Source organism: Amycolatopsis pretoriensis, assembly GCF_900107925.1.
Lineage (GTDB): Bacteria > Actinomycetota > Actinomycetes > Mycobacteriales > Pseudonocardiaceae > Amycolatopsis > Amycolatopsis pretoriensis.
Map to the genome: position 1 here is coordinate 185,448 of NZ_FNUJ01000002.1, position 19,313 is coordinate 204,760.

At 71.7% G+C, this 19,313-nt stretch carries 20 protein-coding genes; 2 read left to right on the top strand and 18 right to left on the bottom strand.

The window, feature by feature from the left end; genetic code table 11:
* The first annotated feature begins 42 nt into the window (after window positions 1-42).
* Entirely contained in the window at window positions 43-606 is a 564-nt protein-coding gene (locus tag BLV96_RS07725; protein ID WP_086675259.1) for a helix-turn-helix domain-containing protein, read from the top strand.
* On the opposite strand, the gene BLV96_RS07730 is transcribed toward BLV96_RS07725, so the two are convergent.
* The 5 genes from BLV96_RS07730 to BLV96_RS07750 all read right to left on the bottom strand — a co-directional run bounded on the left by BLV96_RS07730 (window position 603) and on the right by BLV96_RS07750 (window position 6,167).
* Window positions 603-1,379, bottom strand: coding sequence for a hypothetical protein (locus BLV96_RS07730; protein ID WP_086675260.1), 777 nt, complete (start codon window positions 1,377-1,379; stop codon window positions 603-605). The two genes, BLV96_RS07725 and BLV96_RS07730, sit on opposite strands and share 4 nt — an antisense overlap.
* A 144-nt stretch (window positions 1,380-1,523) precedes the next feature.
* Window positions 1,524-2,651 (bottom strand): hypothetical protein, encoded by a 1,128-nt coding sequence (locus tag BLV96_RS07735; RefSeq protein WP_208608172.1) that lies wholly within the window; start codon window positions 2,649-2,651, stop codon window positions 1,524-1,526.
* Window positions 2,652-2,700: 49 nt separating this feature from the next.
* On the bottom strand, window positions 2,701-3,639 hold the full coding sequence (gene pdxS / locus BLV96_RS07740; RefSeq protein WP_086675261.1) for a pyridoxal 5'-phosphate synthase lyase subunit PdxS: 939 nt from the start codon (window positions 3,637-3,639) through the stop codon (window positions 2,701-2,703).
* Window positions 3,640-3,709: 70 nt separating this feature from the next.
* On the bottom strand, window positions 3,710-4,693 hold the full coding sequence (locus BLV96_RS07745) for a DUF5937 family protein (protein ID WP_086675262.1): 984 nt from the start codon (window positions 4,691-4,693) through the stop codon (window positions 3,710-3,712).
* A gap of 31 nt (window positions 4,694-4,724) precedes the next feature.
* Window positions 4,725-6,167, bottom strand: coding sequence for an FAD-binding oxidoreductase (locus BLV96_RS07750; RefSeq protein WP_086675263.1), 1,443 nt, complete (start codon window positions 6,165-6,167; stop codon window positions 4,725-4,727).
* A gap of 128 nt (window positions 6,168-6,295) precedes the next feature.
* On the opposite strand from BLV96_RS07750, the gene BLV96_RS07755 reads away from it, so the two are divergent.
* The gene (locus BLV96_RS07755; protein WP_086675264.1) at window positions 6,296-8,404 is read left to right on the top strand and encodes an elongation factor G-like protein EF-G2; all 2,109 of its coding nucleotides are present in this window, start codon (window positions 6,296-6,298) and stop codon (window positions 8,402-8,404) included.
* A 3-nt stretch (window positions 8,405-8,407) separates the two neighbouring features.
* Here BLV96_RS07755 and BLV96_RS07760 read toward each other — a convergent pair whose 3' ends face one another.
* The 13 genes from BLV96_RS07760 to BLV96_RS07820 all read right to left on the bottom strand — a co-directional run bounded on the left by BLV96_RS07760 (window position 8,408) and on the right by BLV96_RS07820 (window position 18,695).
* Window positions 8,408-8,911, bottom strand: a complete 504-nt coding sequence (locus tag BLV96_RS07760) for an XdhC family protein (RefSeq protein ID WP_086675265.1) — start codon at window positions 8,909-8,911, stop codon at window positions 8,408-8,410.
* 13 nt (window positions 8,912-8,924) lie between these two features.
* Window positions 8,925-9,191 (bottom strand): hypothetical protein, encoded by a 267-nt coding sequence (locus BLV96_RS07765; RefSeq protein WP_086675266.1) that lies wholly within the window; start codon window positions 9,189-9,191, stop codon window positions 8,925-8,927.
* Between the two features lie 32 nt (window positions 9,192-9,223).
* Window positions 9,224-9,481 (bottom strand): hypothetical protein, encoded by a 258-nt coding sequence (locus BLV96_RS07770; protein ID WP_086675267.1) that lies wholly within the window; start codon window positions 9,479-9,481, stop codon window positions 9,224-9,226.
* A complete protein-coding gene (locus tag BLV96_RS07775) occupies window positions 9,478-9,747 on the bottom strand; it encodes a hypothetical protein (RefSeq protein WP_086675268.1) in 270 nt (89 codons plus the stop codon). The genes BLV96_RS07770 and BLV96_RS07775 overlap by 4 nt, the downstream gene beginning before the upstream one ends.
* 1 nt (window position 9,748) lies before the next feature.
* Entirely contained in the window at window positions 9,749-10,231 is a 483-nt protein-coding gene (locus BLV96_RS07780; RefSeq protein WP_086675269.1) for an NUDIX hydrolase, read from the bottom strand.
* Complete coding sequence (locus BLV96_RS07785; RefSeq protein WP_086675279.1) at window positions 10,228-11,373, bottom strand: glycosyltransferase family 4 protein; 1,146 nt, start codon at window positions 11,371-11,373, stop codon at window positions 10,228-10,230. Before BLV96_RS07785 ends, BLV96_RS07780 begins: the two co-directional genes overlap by 4 nt.
* A gap of 18 nt (window positions 11,374-11,391) precedes the next feature.
* Complete coding sequence (locus BLV96_RS07790) at window positions 11,392-12,309, bottom strand: phosphatidylinositol mannoside acyltransferase (RefSeq protein ID WP_086675270.1); 918 nt, start codon at window positions 12,307-12,309, stop codon at window positions 11,392-11,394.
* Window positions 12,306-12,932, bottom strand: a complete 627-nt coding sequence (gene pgsA / locus BLV96_RS07795) for a phosphatidylinositol phosphate synthase (protein ID WP_086675271.1) — start codon at window positions 12,930-12,932, stop codon at window positions 12,306-12,308. Before pgsA ends, BLV96_RS07790 begins: the two co-directional genes overlap by 4 nt.
* Window positions 12,933-13,021: 89 nt before the next feature.
* On the bottom strand, window positions 13,022-13,552 hold the full coding sequence (locus BLV96_RS07800; protein WP_086675272.1) for a MarR family winged helix-turn-helix transcriptional regulator: 531 nt from the start codon (window positions 13,550-13,552) through the stop codon (window positions 13,022-13,024).
* A 72-nt stretch (window positions 13,553-13,624) separates the two neighbouring features.
* Window positions 13,625-14,167 (bottom strand): HIT family protein, encoded by a 543-nt coding sequence (locus BLV96_RS07805; protein ID WP_086675273.1) that lies wholly within the window; start codon window positions 14,165-14,167, stop codon window positions 13,625-13,627.
* On the bottom strand, window positions 14,164-16,191 hold the full coding sequence (gene thrS, locus BLV96_RS07810; protein WP_086675274.1) for a threonine--tRNA ligase: 2,028 nt from the start codon (window positions 16,189-16,191) through the stop codon (window positions 14,164-14,166). The genes BLV96_RS07805 and thrS overlap by 4 nt, the downstream gene beginning before the upstream one ends.
* Before the next feature lie 134 nt (window positions 16,192-16,325).
* The gene (locus tag BLV96_RS07815; RefSeq protein ID WP_086675275.1) at window positions 16,326-16,940 is read right to left on the bottom strand and encodes a malonic semialdehyde reductase; all 615 of its coding nucleotides are present in this window, start codon (window positions 16,938-16,940) and stop codon (window positions 16,326-16,328) included.
* Window positions 16,941-17,168: 228 nt separating this feature from the next.
* Window positions 17,169-18,695 (bottom strand): sugar transferase, encoded by a 1,527-nt coding sequence (locus tag BLV96_RS07820; RefSeq protein ID WP_167379564.1) that lies wholly within the window; start codon window positions 18,693-18,695, stop codon window positions 17,169-17,171.
* Window positions 18,696-19,313: the final 618 nt, after the last annotated feature.

Genomic DNA, 19,313 nt, shown 5'->3' on the forward strand with positions numbered 1-19,313 from the left:
TGTTCGTCAAGGCGAACAGAACGACCGATGGAGCGAACAGCAATGTCGCAGGAAACGACGGGCGCACCACTGGAGATCATCGCGGCGTCCCTGCGCCGCGAACGGACCCGCGCGGGCTTGTCCCTCACCGAGGTCGCGCGCCGCGCCGGCCTGGCCAAGTCGACGCTGTCCCAGCTGGAGTCCGGCACCGGCAACCCGAGCGTCGAGACGCTCTGGGCCCTCGGCGTCGCCCTCGACGTCCCGTTCTCGCGGCTGGTCGAGCCCGAACGGCCGAAGGTCCGCGTCATCCGGGCGGGCAAGGGTCCGACGGTGTTCGCCGAACACGCCGACTACGCGTGCACGCTGCTGTCTGCCTGTCCCCCGTCCGCGCGGCGGGACATGTACCTCATCCGGGCGGAACCCGGGACGCCGCGGCGGTCCGACCCGCACATGACCGGCGTGATGGAACACATCGTGCTGTGTGCGGGACGCGCCCGGGTGGGCGTCCTGGAAGCACCGGAAGAGCTGAACCCCGGCGACTACATCTCCTACCCGGGCGACGTCCCGCACATCTTCGAAGCCCTCGAGCCGGGCACTTACGGCGTCGAGATCTCCGAGTACGTCTAGGACGGCGGCGCGAGCTTTTCGCAGAGCGCGGCGGGAAACCGCGGTTCCACGGCCAGGATCTCGCCGCAGCCGCCCCCGTTCGCCGACGCGAACGACGCCCAGCCGTTGCCCGCCCACCGGTAGGCGACCCGGTTCGCGCGCTGGCCGCTGTGCCGCTGCAGGTCGTGGATCAGCCAGTCCTGGACGCACGCCCGCGTGGTCCCGGAGTACTCGGCTTCCGCGCTGAACTCCGCCTGCGCCACCCAGGCCGGGTCGCAGTGGTCCGCCGGCGGTTCGCAGCCGAGGATCTTGTCGCACTTCCGCCAGCCGCCGGAAACCAGTCCCCACGTGTCCTCGGCGTTGACGACCACCGGCCGTTTCCCGATCGCGGCCGCCGCGGTCAGCGGGAAGTCGGCCGGGGCCGTTTCGCAGTGCGGGCCGCCACCGGGCCGGAAGAGGACGGCGGCGTCGATCCGGGTGGCGGACTCGGTGACCTCCACGTGCGGGCCGACGGCACAGGCCGGCAGGTCGACGCGCAGGACCGCGCTGCGGTCGTCCGGCCCCGGCCGGAGATCCGTGACCCACGCGGTCATGGTCCCCGGCCCGGTCGGCACGACCGGCGGCGTCGGCGAGGTGGGCGCGGACGCCGCCGTCGGCGCGAGCGGTGCGGGCGACGCCTTCGGCGCGGAGACACTGCGGTACGGGATGTCCAGCGCCAGCACCAGCCCGAAGGCGAGCCCGCCCGCCGCGAGCGTCCCGAACGTCCACAACACCGGTTTGACGAATCTCCGCACCGAAGCCCCCCATGCTCGGCGCGAGCCTAGCGGGTGCCGGTCACCAGCCGCGCTCGGCGAGGCGGTGCGGCCTCGCCGCATGCGTGCCCGCGGGTGGCTTGACGTCACGCGCGTCCGTCTCACCAGAACGACGGGCGAGACGCTTCAGGGCATAGGTATGACCTGACCTCCAACCTGGCGGTCCTGAGCTTCGTCGAGAGCTGCGAGCACGCGGCCTGGATCGTCGATCAGCTCGAACAGGCCGCTCGTCCGGCGCGCCCACAGGATCGGATCCTCCCGCTCGGCCAATGCCGCGGCCGACGCAAACTGGCCTTGGAGGTTGACTGGCAGCCGACCAGCCAGAGCTGCCCCGAGCCGGCGACAAAGGACGGCTCGTGGCGAAGACGGCCGCACGAACCGGCTCAGTCCCCCTGTCACCGGTGCGACGGTGTCGGGAATGTCAGCGAGAGCTGCGACGGCATCGCGCACCCAGCCGCCGTCCCACGCTTCGGTGAGCGGTACGGCTACCTGCTGGACCACGGCAATCGCCCCTCGCCCCAGAGCCAGGGAAAGCCCACCGGGGTCCTCGTGGTAGTTCAGGTAGCGGGCGACATCGACTCCCGGAGGGCACACTTCGCCGAGGACCACGTCGCCGACGAAGTTGCTCGGGTCGACGAGCCAGCCCTCCCGCACCACCACGGACGGCTTCAAATGAACTCGGTACAAATAGAACTGGGCACCATGCTCGGCCTGGTCGTCGATCCGCCTCAGCATGTTGTGGACCGCGGCCTCGTACGTGCCGACATGGAGCGCCTTCGCCCGCTGGCCCGCAGCCCACTCGGCGACCCGCTGGTCACCACCCATCGCAATGCGGGCTTCGGCAGTGAGCAGGGCTGCGGGATCGAAGTCTTTCGTCGGCCAGTCCGGCTGCGTGCTGGTGTGATACCAAGAGAACCTGGAGACCTTGTCGTCGTCGAGCGCGGGATCGTCAGGGTCGACCGTCACCCGGGGCGAGTCCTCGTGCTCGCAGGTCATGCCGCAGCCGGGGCACATCTCCGTCGCCTGTTCCCACCGGTCGATCCAGTCAAGATCCACCTTCCACCGATGCCCGCAGGCCCCGCACAGCATCCGCCGCTCGCGCGAGAAGTCGATCCGCCGTTCCACGGCTCCATTCTCCGTGCGCTCCGTCGCGGCGTTGGCGATGACCAGCGTCACCACCTGGTGCGGCACGATTTTCTCGGCGAACGAGTCGAGGCCTTCAGCATCCGCAGCGCCGAAACGACCCGGGCCCACGCTGCCAAACCTCGGCGGCGTGAGCCCGAATCACCTCGTGTTCAAACGTTCACCAGCCGCGCTCGGCGAGGCGGTGCGGCTCCGGGAGCTCCTCGACGTTGATCCCCACCATCGCCTCGCCCAGGCCGCGCGACACCTTCGCCAGCACGTCCGGGTCGTCGTAGAACGTCGTCGCCTTGACGATCGCCGCCGCGCGCTGGGCCGGGTTGCCGGACTTGAAGATGCCCGAGCCGACGAACACGCCCTCGGCGCCGAGCTGCATCATCATCGCCGCGTCGGCCGGCGTCGCGATGCCGCCCGCGGTGAACAACACCACCGGCAGCTTGCCGGCCTGCGCCACCTCGCGGACCAGCTCGTACGGCGCCTGAAGCTCCTTCGCGGCCACGAACAGCTCGTCCTCCGGCAGCGACGTGAGCCGGCGGATCTCGCCGCGGATCTGACGCATGTGCGTGGTCGCGTTGGAGACGTCGCCGGTGCCGGCCTCGCCCTTGGAGCGGATCATCGCCGCGCCCTCGGTGATCCGGCGCAGCGCCTCGCCCAGGTTGGTCGCGCCGCAGACGAAGGGCACCGTGAACGCCCACTTGTCGATGTGGTTGGCGTAGTCGGCCGGGGTGAGCACCTCGGACTCGTCCACGTAGTCGACCCCGAGGGACTGCAGCACCTGCGCCTCGACGAAGTGGCCGATGCGGGCCTTCGCCATCACCGGGATCGAGACGGCCTCGATGATGCCGTCGATCAGGTCGGGGTCGCTCATCCGCGCGACGCCGCCCTGGGCGCGGATGTCGGCGGGCACGCGCTCCAGCGCCATGACCGCGACCGCGCCGGCGTCCTCGGCGATCTTGGCCTGCTCGGCGGTGACCACGTCCATGATCACGCCGCCCTTGAGCATCTCGGCCATGCCGCGCTTCACCTTGGCGGTGCCGGTGACGGACTGGACGGTGCCACTGGAGGTGGTCTGCTGCTCGGACACGACGAGGCCTTTCGACACGAAAACGGGGGTTACGCATCCGAGAGTAGGTCCGTGGTGGACCCTTCAAGCAGGCCAGTACGCGGCTATCTCAGGAGTCCACTTCCGGCACCCCCGCGACCAGGACTTCCGCAGCCCGGGTGCGTGCGTAGAGCACGTGACGTCCGGCACGGTGCCCGCTGACCAGGCCCGCGGCCTTCAGGACGCCCAGGTGCTGCGACACGGCCCCGGCGCTGAGCCGGGTCCGGCGGGCGAGCTCGGTCGTCGACGCCGGCGCGGTCAGCTCGGTCAGCAGCAGGGCGCGGCCGCGGCCGACGACGGCGGCCAGCGCGCCGGGCGCCGTCGCGGTGCCGGTCTCCCAGAGCGTCGCGATCCCGCGTGGCGGGTAGCGCAGCACCGGCTGCCACCGCGGGTCGGTCTTGGAGAACACCCGCGGCCAGACGAACGCCGAGGGCACGAGCACCAGGCCGCGCCCGTCGAGCGGCACGGCCGCGTGCAGGTGGCGGTGCGCGACCGTGAGCGTGCCGCCCTCCCAGCGGACCAGCGGCGTGAGGTCGTTGAACAGCTCCGCGGCCCCGCCCTGGGCCAGCATCCGCGACCGGTGCAGCACGTCGGCTTCGAGCAGCGCGCGGATGCGCGGCCAGTCGTGGGCCAGCACCAGCTCCCAGTACTGCTCCATCAACGTCGCGAGCCGCTCGAGACCGGCCTCCGGGTCGCGGTGGAAGCGGTTCACCGCGGGTGTGCGCGGCCCGGCCATCGCGTCCACCTCGCGCCGGACGACGCGGGCGGGCACGTCACGCAGGTCCGCCAGCTCGTCGGCGAGCTCCGGCAACGGCGTCGACGGCGTCGCGGCCAGGAAACCGGGCAGGTGCCGCAGCGGGACGAGCTCGCGCAGCAGCCCGATGTCCAGCCCGGCCTCGTCGAGCGCGGCGGTGGCGCGCTTGACCCACGGCAGGTGCAGCGCGTGCTCCCCCGGCTGGTTCAGGACGCGCACGCTCGCCACGATCTCCCACGCCGGGGAGAACGCGAACCGGGTGTGCGCCAGGTCCTCTGTGGAGAATGCCAGGTCGAGCACGCGCTGCCTCTCTGCCGACGTGCCGCGGAGCTTACGTCTCTCCGATATGGACAGTCGAGCGGGGCGCCGAAAGTCCTTGCGGGAAAGCGAAAATTCCTCGCGGGTCGTACTTCCGGGCGACCGCACGCAGCCGCGGCAGGTTGACCCCGTAGTAGGCCTCGGCCCAGTCCGGCATCTCCGGGTCGAGGTAGTTGACGTAGCCGGTGCGGCCGAACTCCGGCCCGAGCCCGTCGCGCACGGCCGCGAGCGAACGCCGTGCGCCGGCTTCGCCGCCGTCCCCCGGTGCCGCGCCGTGCAGGAACTGGAGGCTGGCGAGCGCGCTCCGGTACGGGAACGCGGTTTCCCGGGCGCCGACGCGCGCGATGGCGCCACCCGCCGAGTCGACGATCGTGCGGACACCCGGGTCGCGCGTCAGCACGCCGACGACCGCGCCGGGGTCGGCGAGCGGCCGGGTCAGCATCCGCGACGTGCCGATGTAGGTCCCCCGGTCCGCGGCCGCCGCCGGCCGGGATTCCTGGTCGTCGAACGAGCGCATCGCGGTCAGGTGCTCCTCGACGGTCTCCTCCCACTTGGTCGGCGCGGTGCCGACGCGGCGCACGAGGTCTTCGAGCAGCGCGTGCATCCGCGCGCGCGGCCCGAGGAAGGTGCCGCCGAGGCTGGCCTCGTTCCACGCCAGGCCCATCCCCGACCACAGCTCATCCGGTGCGGCCGGCTGCCACTCCTGCCACGCGGCGAGCAGGGCGGCCCCGGCGGCGGGCGGGAACTCGAGGGCGAACGTGGCGACGTCGACGGCCGGCACCGTCCGGAAGGTGAAGCCGGTGACGATCCCGAAGTTCCCGCCCCCGCCGCCGCGCAGCGCCCAGAACAGGTCCGGCTCCGCGGTCGCCGACACCGTCCGCACCCGGCCGTCGGCCGTGACGATCCGCGCCGCCTCCAGGTGGTCGCACGTCAGCCCGTACTTCCGGTCGAGGACGCCGACCCCGCCGCCGAGGGCGAGCCCGGCGATGCCGACCGTGCCGCAGCTGCCCGCCGGCAGCACCCGGCCGGCCGCGGCGAGCGCCGTCGCGATCGGGCCCAGCCGGGCTCCGGCGCCGATCAGCGCACGGCCGTCGGGGCGCGCCTCGATCCCGGAAAACCGGCTCAGGTCCACGACGATCCCGCCGTCCACTGTGGAATAGCCGGGGTAGCTGTGCCCGCCGCTGCGCGCCGCCACCGGCAAGCGGTGCCGCGCGGCGAAGGCGACGGCCTCCTGGACGTCCTCGACGCGCGCGGCGCCGACGACGGCGGCCGGCACCCGGTCGTCGTACATCGTGAAGAAACCCTGCTTGGCCTCCGGGTAACCGGGGTCGCCCGGCCGGAAGAGCGGCCCCGAAAGCCGCTTCCGGAGCCGGTCCCAGTCGTCCGGCGGCGGCCACCCCGCCAGGCCCGCCACCGGCACCGCTCCGGAAACCCGCAAGAAAGTCCGCCTGTCCACGTCAGTCCCCCTGCCCCGTGTCCCCGGGCATTCGGCTGGTCCCGGGAGCCCTGCCTTGCCGTGACCAGGGTAGCGGGTGTGTGATCGAGGACACATCCCGTCCACCAGCCGTTCGCCGAGGAGTCGTCATGGCAGACAAACAAGCCAAGAACGCCGACACCGGGGCCGCCGTCGCTGTGAACGACCCCGCCAAGGTCCGCAACGTCGTGCTCGTCGGCCCGTCCGGCTCGGGGAAGACCACGCTCACGGAGGCCCTGCTGGCGGCGTCCGGCACCGTCCCGCGGGCGGGCTCGGTGGTCGACGGGACGACGGTGTGCGACCACGACCCCGCGGCGGTGCGCCAGCAGCGTTCGGTCGGCCTCTCGGTCGCGCCGGTGCTGCACCAGGGCCACAAGATCAACCTGATCGACACGCCCGGGTACGCCGATTTCGTCGGGGAGCTGCGGGCCGGGCTGCGCGCGGCCGACGCGGCCTTGTTCGTCGTCTGCGCCGCCGAGGGCGTCGACGCGGCGACGGTCGCGGTGTGGGAAGAGTGCGCGGCGGTCGGGATGCCGCGCGCGGTCGTCGTCTCCCGGCTCGACCACCACCGGGCCGACGCGATGGCCGAGATCGCCGCCTGCCAGGCCGCGTTCGGCGACGGCGTGCTGCCGCTGTACCTGCCCGCGGGCGACGGCCTGGTCGGGCTGATCACCCAGCGGTACTTCGACTACTCCGGCGGGCACCCGCCGAAACTCGGCGAGCCCGACCCGGCCGACCTGGAACGGATGGCCGAGGCCCGCAACGAGCTGATCGAAGGGATCATCGCCGAGAGCGAGGACGAGTCCCTGATGGACCGCTACCTCGCCGGCGAGGAGATCGCCGAGGAGACCCTCATCGCCGACCTCGAAACCGCCGTCGCGCGCGGGTCGTTCCACCCGGTGATCCCGGTGTGTGCGACCAGCGGCCTCGGCCTGGCCGAGGTGCTCGACGGGATCGTGCGCGCGTTCCCCTCGCCCCTGGAGCACAACCCACCCGACGTCACCACGCCGGACGGCGCCGAGCACGCGGCCATCACCGCCGACCCCGAGGGCCCCCTCGCCGCGGAGGTCGTCCGGACGGCCGTCGACTCCTACGTCGGCCGGGTGTCCCTCGTCCGGGTGTTCTCCGGGACGCTGCGGCCGGAGCGGCCGGTGCACGTGTCCGGGCACGGCCTCGCCGAACGCGGCCACGAGGACCACGACGCCGACGAGCGCGTCGCGCACCTCTACTCCCCGCTCGGCGCGAACCTGCGCGAAGTGCCCTACTGCGTCGCGGGTGACCTCTGCGCCCTGACGAAGGTCGGCTCGGCCGAAACCGGCGACACCGTGTCGTCGCCGGAGGAACCGTTGCTGATGGAACCGTGGGCGATGCCCGAGCCGCTGCTGCCGGTCGCGGTGATCGCGAAGACCCGCAGCGACGAGGACACGTTGGCCCGCAACCTTTCCCGCCTGGTCGCCGGCGACCCGACGCTGCGGCTGGACCGCAACGCCGAGACCGCCCAGCTGGTGCTGTGGTGCATGGGCGAGGCGCACGCCGACGTCGTGCTCTCGCGGCTGCGGGCCGGCGGCGCGGACGTCGAAACCGAACCGGTGAAGATCAGCCTGCGTTCGACGTTCGCCAAGCCGGCCAAGGGACACGGGCGGCACGTGAAGCAGTCCGGCGGCCACGGCCAGTTCGCCGTCTGCGACATCGAGGTCGAGCCGCTGCCGCGCGGCGGCGGGTTCCAGTTCGTCGACAAGGTCGTCGGCGGCTCGGTGCCCCACCAGTTCATCCCGAGCGTGGAGAAGGGGGTGCGGGCCCAGCTGCAGAAGGGACTGGCCGACGGGCACCCGGTGGTCGACGTGAAGGTGACGCTGGTCGACGGGAAAGCCCACAGCGTCGACTCCTCCGACGCGGCGTTCCAGACCGCGGGTGCGCTCGCCCTGCGCGAAGCGGCGGCCAACGGGCACATCACGATGCTGGAGCCCCTCGAAGAGGTGGCGATCCGGTTGCCGGACGAGCACCTCGGCACGGTGCTGGGCGACCTCTCCTCGCGCCGGGGCCGGGTGCTGGGCACCGAGGCCGGCGACGGCGGCCGGACGGTGATCCGGGCGGAGGTCCCCGCGACGGAACTGGTGCGCTACCTGATCGACCTGCGCTCGATGACGTCGGGCACGGCGACGTTCACGCGCCGCCACGCGCGCTTCGAGCCGATGCCGGAAGGGATGGCGGTGCGCTGAGGGTCAGAAGTCGAAGCCGCCGGGCCGGTCGTTGCGGTCGGCCAGCAGGCCGGCGAGGGTCGCGATGGCGATCTCCGGCGGCGTGCGCGAGCCGATGTTCAGCCCGACCGGCCGGTGCACGCGGGCGATGTCGTCGTCGGTGACGCCGAGTCCGCGCAACGCGGTCACGTGCGGGCCCGGGTGCCGCGGGTTGCCCAGCACGCCGACCCAGCGCGGGTTGCCGCCGAGCGCGGCCTTCAGCACCTCGCCCAGCTCCGGCCGGTGGTGGTCGGTGACGACGACGTCCGCCGAGCCGTCCAGCGGCGGCAGCGTCGTGTCCGCCTCGATGCCGTCGGGCACGTCGGTGGCGCGCGCGGCGTCCGGCTCGAACAGCGCGACGTGGTAGCCGAGGTCGCGGGCGAACGTCAGCAGGTACCGCGAAACCGGCGACGCGAACACCGCCACCAGGGTCCGCACACCGGGGTCGGCCTCGGCTTTGCCGTGGGCGACGTCGCAGGTCTCGCTCATGCCGCCCAGTGTGTCAGCCGCCGCCCTGTTCGCCCACCGTCACGCGGAACTGCCAGACGTCGGTCTTGCCCTTCACCAGCACCAGGTAGCCGTCGCCGACGCGCAGCACGACCCGGTTCTGCGGGGACGACGGCCGCGGCGGCCGGTGCTGCTTGGCGAGCAGGTACGCCTCGCCGAACGCGGTGTCGCGGTCCGGGTACCCCGCCGCGTCGGCGACGCCCCAGCCCCGCCCGTCGCCCGCGCCGCCCTGCTCTTCGATGACGACCCACCACGTACTCATACCCGTACGACGCAGCCGGGTGCCCCGCGGTTTCAGATCTCTTCGAGCACGCTCAGCCGGAAGTGGAACGTCGACGTCCGGCCCTCGACGATCACCAGGTAGCCCCCGGCGCCGCGCAGCACCTTCCGCGACTTCGGCGACCACGGGTAGACCGGCTGGTACTCCCGCGCGAGCCGCTCGGCCTCGGCTTCGGCGGTCGCCTGGTCGTCGTAGGGGAACGTCTCGGACAGCGACCAGGCGCGGCCGTCACCCGCGCCGCGCTGCTCCTCGACGACCACCCACCAGCTCACGCCGGCTCCGCCACGGTCTCGCCGAGCGTCACGCGGAAGTGGAACGTCGCGGTCCGGCCGGTCGCGATCACCAGGTAGCCGTCACCGACCCGCAGGACCTTGCGCTCCTTCACCCCCGACGGGTGCACCGGCTGGTGCTCGAACGCGAGCCGCCGGGCCACCTCGTCGGCGTGGGCGCGGTCGCCGCCCGCCGGCTTCGTCTTCGTGACGTTCCAGGCGCGCGCGTCCCCGCCGCCGCGCTGCTCCTCGACGACCACCCACCACATGTCAGACCTCCGGCTCGGCGAACTCGAAGTACTCCGGCAGCGGCGCCGTCCCGGCCAGCCGGAAGTACCGCACCTTCCGCCGCCGCCGCAGGCGCAGCGTGTCGCGGACGGCGTCGTTGTGGACGCGGCGGGCGATCACCACCCGGTGCTCGGCGTCGGTCAGCTCTTCGGCCAGCTCGGCGGGCAGGCCCGTCCGGTCGACGCGGCTCAGCTGCAGCGTCAGGTCGCCCTCTTCCGCCTCGCGGTCCGCCCGCGGCGCCGCTTCCGCGCGTTCGGCCGAGGTCCGCAGCTCGGCGTCGCCCAGCACCACCGCGACCGCGCGGGCCACGACCGCGCGGCGGGCCAGCGCGGCGTCGAGGGCGGCCCAGCCCGCGTCCATCCGGACGTGCAGCCGGTCGAGCCGGTTCGCCGTCGCCACCAGGAAGAGCCCGCCCAGCACGACGACCAGCGCCAGCAGCGGGAGCAGCCAGCCGAGCACGCTCACCGGGCCGGCTCCCGCTCCGGCGCCGCGACGCGCCGGGGGTCGGCGGCCACGGCCGTCTCGTAGACCCGCAGCACCTGCGTCGCCACCACCGACCAGTCGAACATCGTGACGCGCTCCCCCGCCGCCGCGGCCAGCGACGCCCGGCGCGCCGGGTCGCCGAGCAGCTCGCGCAGCCCGTCCGCGAGGGCCGCGGGGTCGCCGGTTTCGACGAGCATCCCGGCGTGGCCGTCGTCGAGCACCCGCCGGAACGAGTCGAGGCCGCTGGCCAGCACCGGGGTGCCGGCCGCCATCGCCTCGGTGAGGATCATCCCGAAGCTCTCGCCGCCGGTGTTGGGCGCGCAGTAGACGTCGACGCTGCGCAGCGCCTGGGCCTTCACGACGTCGTCGGCCTGCCCGAGCAGCTCCAGGTGCGGCGCCAGCGCGGGGCCGGCGTCGCGGCGCAGCTGGTCTTCGTCCCCGCGACCGACCACGACCAGCCGCAGGTCCTCGAACTCCGGCAGGATCCGCCGCAGCGCCTCCAGCAGCACGCCCATGCCCTTGCGCGGCTCCCCGAACCGGCCGACGAACCCGACCGTGCCCCCGGCCCGCGGGTAGCCCGGCAGCGGGGTGGCCGAGGAGAAGAACTCGACGTCGACGCCGTTGGGGATCTCCACGGCGTCGCCGCCCGCGTGCTCGACCTGGACCCGGCGGGCCAGGGCGGACACCGCGATCCGCGCGGTGATCTTCTCCAAGAGGGGCCGCAGCACCGGCTGGAACGCCGACAGCGTGCGCGAACGCGTGGTCGCGGTGTGGAACGTCGCCACGATGGGGCCGTCGGCGATCAGCAGCGCCAGCAGCGACAGGCTCGGCGCGGCCGGCTCGTGCAGGTGCAGGACGTCGAAGTCGCCGTCGCGGATCCAGCGGCGGACGCGCGCGTAGGACACCGGCCCGAACTGCAGCCGCGCGACCGAGCCGTTGTACGGGATGCCGAGCGCCTTGCCCGCCGGGTGCACGAACTCCGGGAGCTCGGCGTCTTCGTCGGCCGGCGCCAGGACGGACACCCGGTGACCGCGGGCGAGCAGCGCCTTCGTCAGGTCGATCACGTGCCCCTGGACCCCGCCGGGCACGTCGAACGAGTAGGGGCAGACGATCCCGATCCGCATCGGGCGCGCGGCCACGCCTCAGCTCGCTTCTTCGAGGCTGACCCGCTCGCCGGCCTCGAGGTCGGCGGGCCAGAACTTCTGCAGCATGTGCCAGTCGGCCGGGTGCGCGGCGATGTCGCCGGCGAAGATGTCGGCCAGCGCCTGGGTGGCGGCCGCGACCTCGGCGCGCGCGGTGACGCGGATGCGCGGGTGCAGCCGGATCTGCCAGCCGTCCTCGGTGAACCAGCAGCCGGCCGGGATGAGCGCGGCACCGGTCGTGGCCGCCAGCCGCGCCGGGCCGCCGGGGAAGCGGGCCTGCTCGCCGAAGAACTTCACCGGGATGCCGCTGGTGGTCAGGTCGCGGTCGCCGACCAGGCAGACGGCCTTGTTCTCGCGCAACCGCTTCAGCAGCACGCGCATCGCCGAGCTGTCGCCGGTCAGCGGCACGATCTCGAAGCCGAGCGACTCGCGGTACTCGACGAACCGGCGGTAGAGCGACTCGGGCTTCAGCCGCTCGGCCACGGTCGTGAAGCCGCCGAGGTAGTCGGCGAGCCAGACGCCGGCGATGTCCCAGTTCCCGCTGTGCGGCAGCGCCATCACCGCGCCGTTGCCCTCGGCGAGCGCGGCGTCGAGGTTCTCGACGCCGGTGATGGAGGCCGCGACCTTGCCGCTGACCTCCTTCTGGTCCATCGACGGCAGCCGGAACGTCTCGTGCCAGTACCGGGCGTACGAGCGCATCGCCCGCCGCGTCAGCTCGTCCATCTCGACCTCGTCCGCCTGCGGGACGACGCGGCCGAGGTTGGCGCGCAGCTGCCGCACACCCCCGCCGTCGCGCTTCACGGCGAGGTCCGCGCCGAGGGAGAACACCGTGCCGCCGAAGCCGGGGGGCAGCCAGCCGGCCAGCTTCCACCCGGCCGCGTAGCCGAAGGCGCTCAGCCGCTCCGCCAGCGTGCTCATGCCGGCTGCTCCCCAGCGGCCTTCTCGCGAGCCGCCTTCGCGACGCCGGCGAAGCGCTGCATCAGGGTGATGACCGACAGCACGGCGAGCAGCCAGAGCGTCACGTCCACGGTGTACGGGATGCCGAAGCCGTGCAGGCCGGTGCCGACGAGGGCGATGATCAGCCGCTCGGCGCGCTCGACGAGCCCGCCGTCCACCGGCAGGCCGGAGGCGTCGGCGCGGGCCTTGACGTAGGAGATGACCTGGGCGAGCACCAGGCACAGCAGGGCCGCGGCGGCGGCCGGGTGGTTGTCGTCGACGACGAAGCACCACCAGGCGATCGCGGCGAACAGGGCGCCGTCGACCAGCCGGTCGCAGGTGGCGTCGAGCACCGCGCCGAACGGGGTGCCGTAGCCGCGGGCGCGGGCCATCGCGCCGTCGAGGAGGTCGAGCATGGCGAAGCCCCACACCGTGAAGGTGCCCCAGAGGAGGTAGCCGTTCGGGAAGAAGGCCAGGGCGCAGACGACGGCGCCGGCGGTGCCGAGCACGGTCATCGCGTTCGGGGTCAGCCCGACGCGGACCAGCGCCTGGCCGATCGGATCGGTGACGCGGGAAACGGAGGCACGCGCGAAGATATTGAGCATCGGTTCGTCTGAGGCACCTGGCTACGAGGGTCGGGTGGGCGATTGCAGCCTATCCACCCGCCCCGGCGAACCCGACGCGCCGCCCCGGCTCAGCCCGATTTCGGCAGCGCGACGACGTCGGCGCGGTACTCGCGCGCCTCTTCGGCGGCCTGCGCGGCGGCGCACTTCGGCGACAACCGCTGCCGGATCGCGGCGCTGATTTCCCCGAGCGCGGTGACCTGCTCCGGCGTCAGGGGGTCGAAAAGGCTCTCGCGGACGGCCTCGACGTGGCCGGGCGCGGCCGCTTCGAGCGCGGCGAAGCCTTCCTTGGTGAGGACGGCCCAGGCCCCGCGCTTGTCGGTCGGGCAGGCCTCGCGGCGCACCCAGCCGTTGGCTTCCAGCCGCGCGACGGCGTGCGAGAGCCGGCTTCGCGACGCCTGGCGGGCGTCGGCGAGCTCGCTCATCCGCAGCCGGCGGCCTTCGGCTTCGGAGAGCGCGACGAGGACTTCGTAATAGGTGTGCGGCATGCCCGAGTCGTGCTGCAGCTGGCCTTCGAGGTGCGCGCTGAGCATGCGGGTGGCCGCGTTGAACTCACGCCAGACGCGCTGCTCGTCGTCGCTGAGCCATCGGGTTTCGGACATACCCCCATCATACCCTCGGTTGAACACTCAATTAGGATTTGCCGGTTACGGCATCCGAGCGTTTCCGAATGGTCACCAAGCGTCGGAAAGCATGTCCCGCGTCTCGCCCAGCAATTGCGGCAGCACCTTCGTCTGGCCGATGATCGGCATGAAGTTCGCGTCGCCACCCCACCGCGGCACCAGGTGCTGGTGCAGGTGCGCCGCGATGCCCGCGCCCGCGATCACGCCCTGGTTCAGGCCGATGTTGAACCCGTGCGCGCCCGACACCGCGCGGATCACCTTCATCGCGTGCTGGGTGAACTCCGCGACTTCGCGCGTCTCCTCGACGGTCAGCTCGGTGTAGTCCGCGACGTGCCGGTACGGGACCACCATCAGGTGCCCCGGGTTGTACGGGTACAGGTTCAGCACCGCGTACACCGTCTCGCCGCGCGCGACGATCAGGCCCGTCTTGTCGTCCAGGGACGGGATGCGGCAGAACGGGCAGCCGGTGTCCTCGTCGTTCTCCGGCTTGTCCTGGCCCTTGATGTAGGCCATCCGGTGCGGGGTCCAGAGGCGCTGGAACGCGTCCTGGACCCCGACGCCCTGCTGCTCGACGAGCTCGGGACCGTCACTCACCGAACGATCGTCTCCAGCGCGTCGGCCGACGGCGACGCGTTTTCGCGCCGCTCGACCCACGCCGCGATCGCCTCGACCGCCTTCGCCACCGGCACGCCGTTGATCTGGCCGCCGTCGCGGAAGCGGAACGACACCGCGCCCGCCTCGACGTCCTTCGCGCCGGCCAGCAGCATGAAGGGCACCTTCTGCGTGGTGTGCGTGCGGATCTTCTTCTGCATGCGGTCGTCGCTCGCGTCGACCTCCGCGCGGATCCCCTTGGCGCGCAACGCCTTCTCGACGTCCTGCAGGTACTCCACCTGGTCGGCGGTGATCGGGATGCCGACCACCTGCACCGGCGACAGCCAGGCCGGGAACGCGCCCGCGTAGTGCTCGGTCAGCACGCCGAAGAAGCGTTCGATCGAGCCGAAGAGCGCGCGGTGGATCATCACCGGCGTCTGGCGGCTGCCGTCCGGCGCTGTGTACTCGAGCTCGAACCGCTTGTTCTGGTTGAAGTCCAGCTGGATCGTCGACATCTGCCAGGTGCGGCCGATCGCGTCCTTCGCCTGCACCGAGATCTTGGGGCCGTAGAAGGCCGCGCCGCCCGGGTCCGGGACCAGCTCGAGGCCGGAGTCGACGGCGGCCTGCCGCAGCGTCTCGGTGGCCTCCTCCCACTCCCAGTCCTCGCCGATGAACTTGTCGGAGTCACCGCGGGTGGACAGCTCGAGGTAGAAGTCGGAGAGGCCGTAGTCGGCGAGCAGGTCGAGGACGAACTTGAGCAGCGACCGCAGCTCGCCCGGCATCTGCTCCTTGGTGCAGTAGATGTGCGAGTCGTCCATCGTCAGGCCGCGCACGCGGGTGAGGCCGTGCACCACGCCGGACTTCTCGTAGCGGTAGACGGTGCCGAACTCGAACAGCCGCAGCGGCAGCTCGCGGTAGGACCGCCCGCGCGAGCGGAAGATCAGGTTGTGCATCGGGCAGTTCATGGCCTTGAGGTAGTAGTTCTCCTCGTCGAACTGCACCGGCGGGAACATCGTGTCCGCGTAGTACGGCAGGTGGCCGGAGGTGTGGAACAGCTCGCCCTTGCTGATGTGCGGCGTGTTCACGAACTCGTAGCCGGCCTCCTCGTGGCGGCGGCGCGAGTAGTTCTCCAGCTCGCGGCGGATGATGCCGCCCTTGGGGTGGAACACCGGCAGGCCGGAGCCGATCTCCTCGGGGAAGGAGAACAGGTCGAGCTCGGCGCCGAGCTTGCGGTGGTCGCGGCGCTCGGCCTCGGCGATGCGCTCGAGGTGGGCTTCCTGGGCCTCGGTGGATTCCCAGGCGGTGCCGTAGATCCGCTGCAGCTGCGGGTTCTTCTCGCTCCCCCGCCAGTACGCCGCGGCGACGCGGGTCAGCTTGAACGCCGGGATGAACTTCGTGGTCGGCACGTGCGGGCCGCGGCAGAGGTCACTCCAGACACGTTCCTTGGTGCGCGGGTCGAGGTTGTCGTAGATCGTGAGCTCGCCCTCGCCCACCTCCATGACCTCATCGGTGTCCACTTCGGACTTCAGGTCGACCAGCTCGAGCTTGAACGGCTCGTCCGCCAGTTCCTTCTTCGCCTCGTCCACGGAGTCGAATACGCGCCGTGAGAACTGCTGGGCGCCCTTCACGATCTGCTTCATGCGCTTTTCGAGCGCCTGCAGGTCTTCGGGGGTGAACGGCTTTTCGACGGCGAAGTCGTAGTAGAAACCGTCCTTCACCGGCGGGCCGATGCCGAGCTTGGCGTCCGGGAACTGCTGCTGCACGGCCTGGGCGAGCACGTGCGCGGCCGAATGCCGGATGACGCTGCGGCCGTCCTCGGTGTTCGCGGCGACCGGCTCGACCTCGGCGTCGGCCTCGGGCGCCCAGGCGAGGTCGCGTAGCTTCCCCTCGGCGTCGCGAACGACGACGATCGTGTCCTCGCCCTTGGTCGGCAGACCGGCTTCGCGGACCGCCGCGCCCGCCGTAGTGCCCGCCGGTACCACCACGCGGGAGGCGGCCACGGGGGAAACGGGGGGCGACTGCGACACGATCGGCTCCTCAAGCTGGAGTGACAAAGACGACGCCGTCGATGCTAGTCGGCGGCCCGCGCGCGCCTCACGCGCGTGGCGCCGAACGCCGGACGGGCCGCCCCCGGTTCCGGGGACGGCCCGTCCGATCGAGGTCAGAGGGTTTCGACGACCTGCTCGAAGTCCAGCCGCGGCAGGCGGTCGAACCAGGGGTTCTCGCCCGGCTTGCCGACGTTGACGACGACCAGCGAGCGCCACTTCTTGTCCGCGAAGAACTCGTCGTCGACGCCCTGGGCGTCGAAGCCGGTCATCGGGCCGGCGGCCAGCCCGGCGGCGCGGACGCCGATGATGAAGTAGCCGACCTGCAGCAGCGAGTTCAGCTTGGAGAACTCGACGCGGCCCTGCTCGTCGGAGAAGTTGTCCTTCACCTGCGGGGCGTGTGGGAAGACCTGCGGGATGTTCTCGTGGAAGTCGACGTCCGCGGCGAGCACCACGGTCAGCGGCGCGGCTTCGGTCTTGTCCCGGTTGCCCGGGGCCATGTGCGGCAGCAGGCGGGCCTTCGCCTCGGCGGTCCGGAGCACCAGCGCCCGCAGCGGCTGGGTGTTCATCGACGTCGGGGCCCACTTGACGAGGTCGTAGATCGCGCGGACCTGCTCCTCGGTCACCGGCTCGGAGCTGAAACTGTTGGCCGTGCGCGCCTCGCGGAACAGGAGGTTCTGGACGTCCGCGGGAAGCTCGAGGGCCTCGGTCTGCTCGGCAAAGGTGGTCATGGGCGGGGTTCCTTCCATTGGGTCGGGTACCCGCTGCAACGAGGTTGAGCGTTGAACTATTTCGCGTTCAACCAGTTGCCTGGATCACAAGCGGCACCGCGCCCCACGACGCGCTAGCGGCTCTCACCCGACCGGGTTACCGGCGGAACCTTCCCCCGGACGCGCACACGGCCGCCGACCCCCTCCAGCGGGGTCGGCGGCCGTGGTGCGCAGTACGCGGGAGACGAGTCAGTAGGCGCCCTGCCCGCCCATCACCGCGCGGAACGTCTTCCAGAGGATGACCAGGTCGAGCGCCAGCGACCAGTCCTCGACGTAGCGCAGGTCGAGCCGGATGCTCTCCGCCCACGTCAGGTCGCTGCGGCCGCTCACCTGCCAGAGCCCGGTCAGGCCCGGCTTCACCAGCAGCCGGCGGCGGGCGTCGGGGGCGTACTGCGCCGTTTCCTCCGGCAGCGGCGGCCGCGGGCCGACGAGCGACATCTTCCCCGAGACCACGTTGAACAGCTGCGGCACTTCGTCGAGCGAATACCGGCGCAGAAAACCACCCACGCGGGTGATCCGCGGATCGCGCTTCATCTTGAAAAGCGGGCCCGCTCCCTCGTTGTCCTGCTCGAGCGTTTTCCGGATTTCGTCGGCGTTCGTGACCATGGTGCGGAACTTGAGCATCGTGAACGTGGCGCCGTCGCGGCCGACGCGGCGCTGGCGGTAGATCACCGGGCCGCCGTCGTTGAGCTTGATCGCCAGCGCGATCACCAGCAGCAGCGGGGAAAGGAGCGTCAGCAGGAACGCCGAGCCGGCGCGGTCCACGATCTCCTTCACCACGCGGCGCCCGCCGGTGAACATCGGCGCCGTGACGCGCAGCAGGGGCATCCCCAGCACGCCGGTGACGTTGAGCCGGGGCCCCGCGACCTCCATCAGCACGGGCGCCACGACCATCTCCGCGCCGGTGCCCTCCATGTCCCAGGCCAGCCGCTGCAACCGCTTCGGCGTCCAGTACTGGTCCGCGGTGATGGCCACGACGCGGTAGCCGCCCCGGCGCACGTAGCGGGACAGTTCTTCGAGCCGCCCGACGACCGGGACGCCGTCGATCTCACCGCTGTCGCGGTCGGCGCCGTGGCCCGTGAACGTGCACGCCGCCTCGACGCGCCACCCGACGTGGACCTCGGACTTGGTGCGCGCGATGAGGTCGGCGACGGTTTGCGGGCTGCCCGCCGCCATCACCGGCAGCAGGCAGAGTCCCTTGGCGCGCTTGCGGTGCAGCACCTGGCGCAGCAAGTACCGCTGCGGGAAGGCGACGAGCGCGATGGCCGGCACGACGACGAAGACCCAGATCTGGACCTCGAGCGCACCGAACAACAGGCCGCCCAGCGCGACCAGGACGGCGGCGGTGATGAAGCCGCGTCCCAGCGTGCGGTACTCCTCGGCGCCTTCGCCGAGGACGCGCGAGCTCCACGCGCGGCTGGCGGGCAGCGACACGAAGACGGCGAGGATGGTGCCGAAGGCGTGCATGTCGTGCGGGGCAACGCGATCGATGACGAACGCGCTGATCGCGATCACCAGCAGCGTGATGAACACATCGCTGCCGATGACCCAGGCTCTGTACCTCGCCTCCCAGGCCGCCGGGAGTGCTCTGGGGGACGGCGTGGCGGCCGGTTCGGCCTGCTGCTCGTCCCGCGGGGCGGGGCGGGGAATGGCCTGGAGGTCGATGTGCGGCGGTGGCTGGCTCACCGTGTACGACGGCCGCACCGACTCTTCCATCTGACCTCCCGGGACCAGGGATCGGGTTGGGTCCGCACGCACGCTGCGTCACCGGGAGTGATTTCGTACAGTCACCACTACTGGATCTCGCGCTGTGCCCGCGGACGGGCTTCACACGGCAAGGTATCGGCGACCCTCTCAGCATCGTTACAAGGATTTCCAGCCACATGCCGCGCGTCTTTTCCGCCAGAAAATGGCCGCAAGATAACAAGATGATGACGATGGGTAATAGGGCGTATCCCCGGAAAAACTACGGAATGTAGTCAAAAGTGCGGTACCCGCACCCGGGTGGACCCACGCTCTTCCGAACGGCCGAACGAGCCTCTCGGCTCTACTGTGGACACTGCGCGCACGTCGGGTCCACAGTGGACCTGGACGGCTCGCTCGTGACGATCGCCACCGAACCGTCACAGGGCCGGTTCGTTCCACAGAAGATCGCCGTCACGACAGACCTCAGAGGTGGTTCCGAGGGGCCCGCGCGGCGGGGCCGGGAACCGCTCTCGTGAACACATACGCAGGATCCGAACGGATCGTTCACTCCGCTTCGCGGTGGCGAGCGCCACAGTCGTGGCCAACCTCACACCTGGACCACGACGAAGGTCTCGGGGTGCGCCCCGC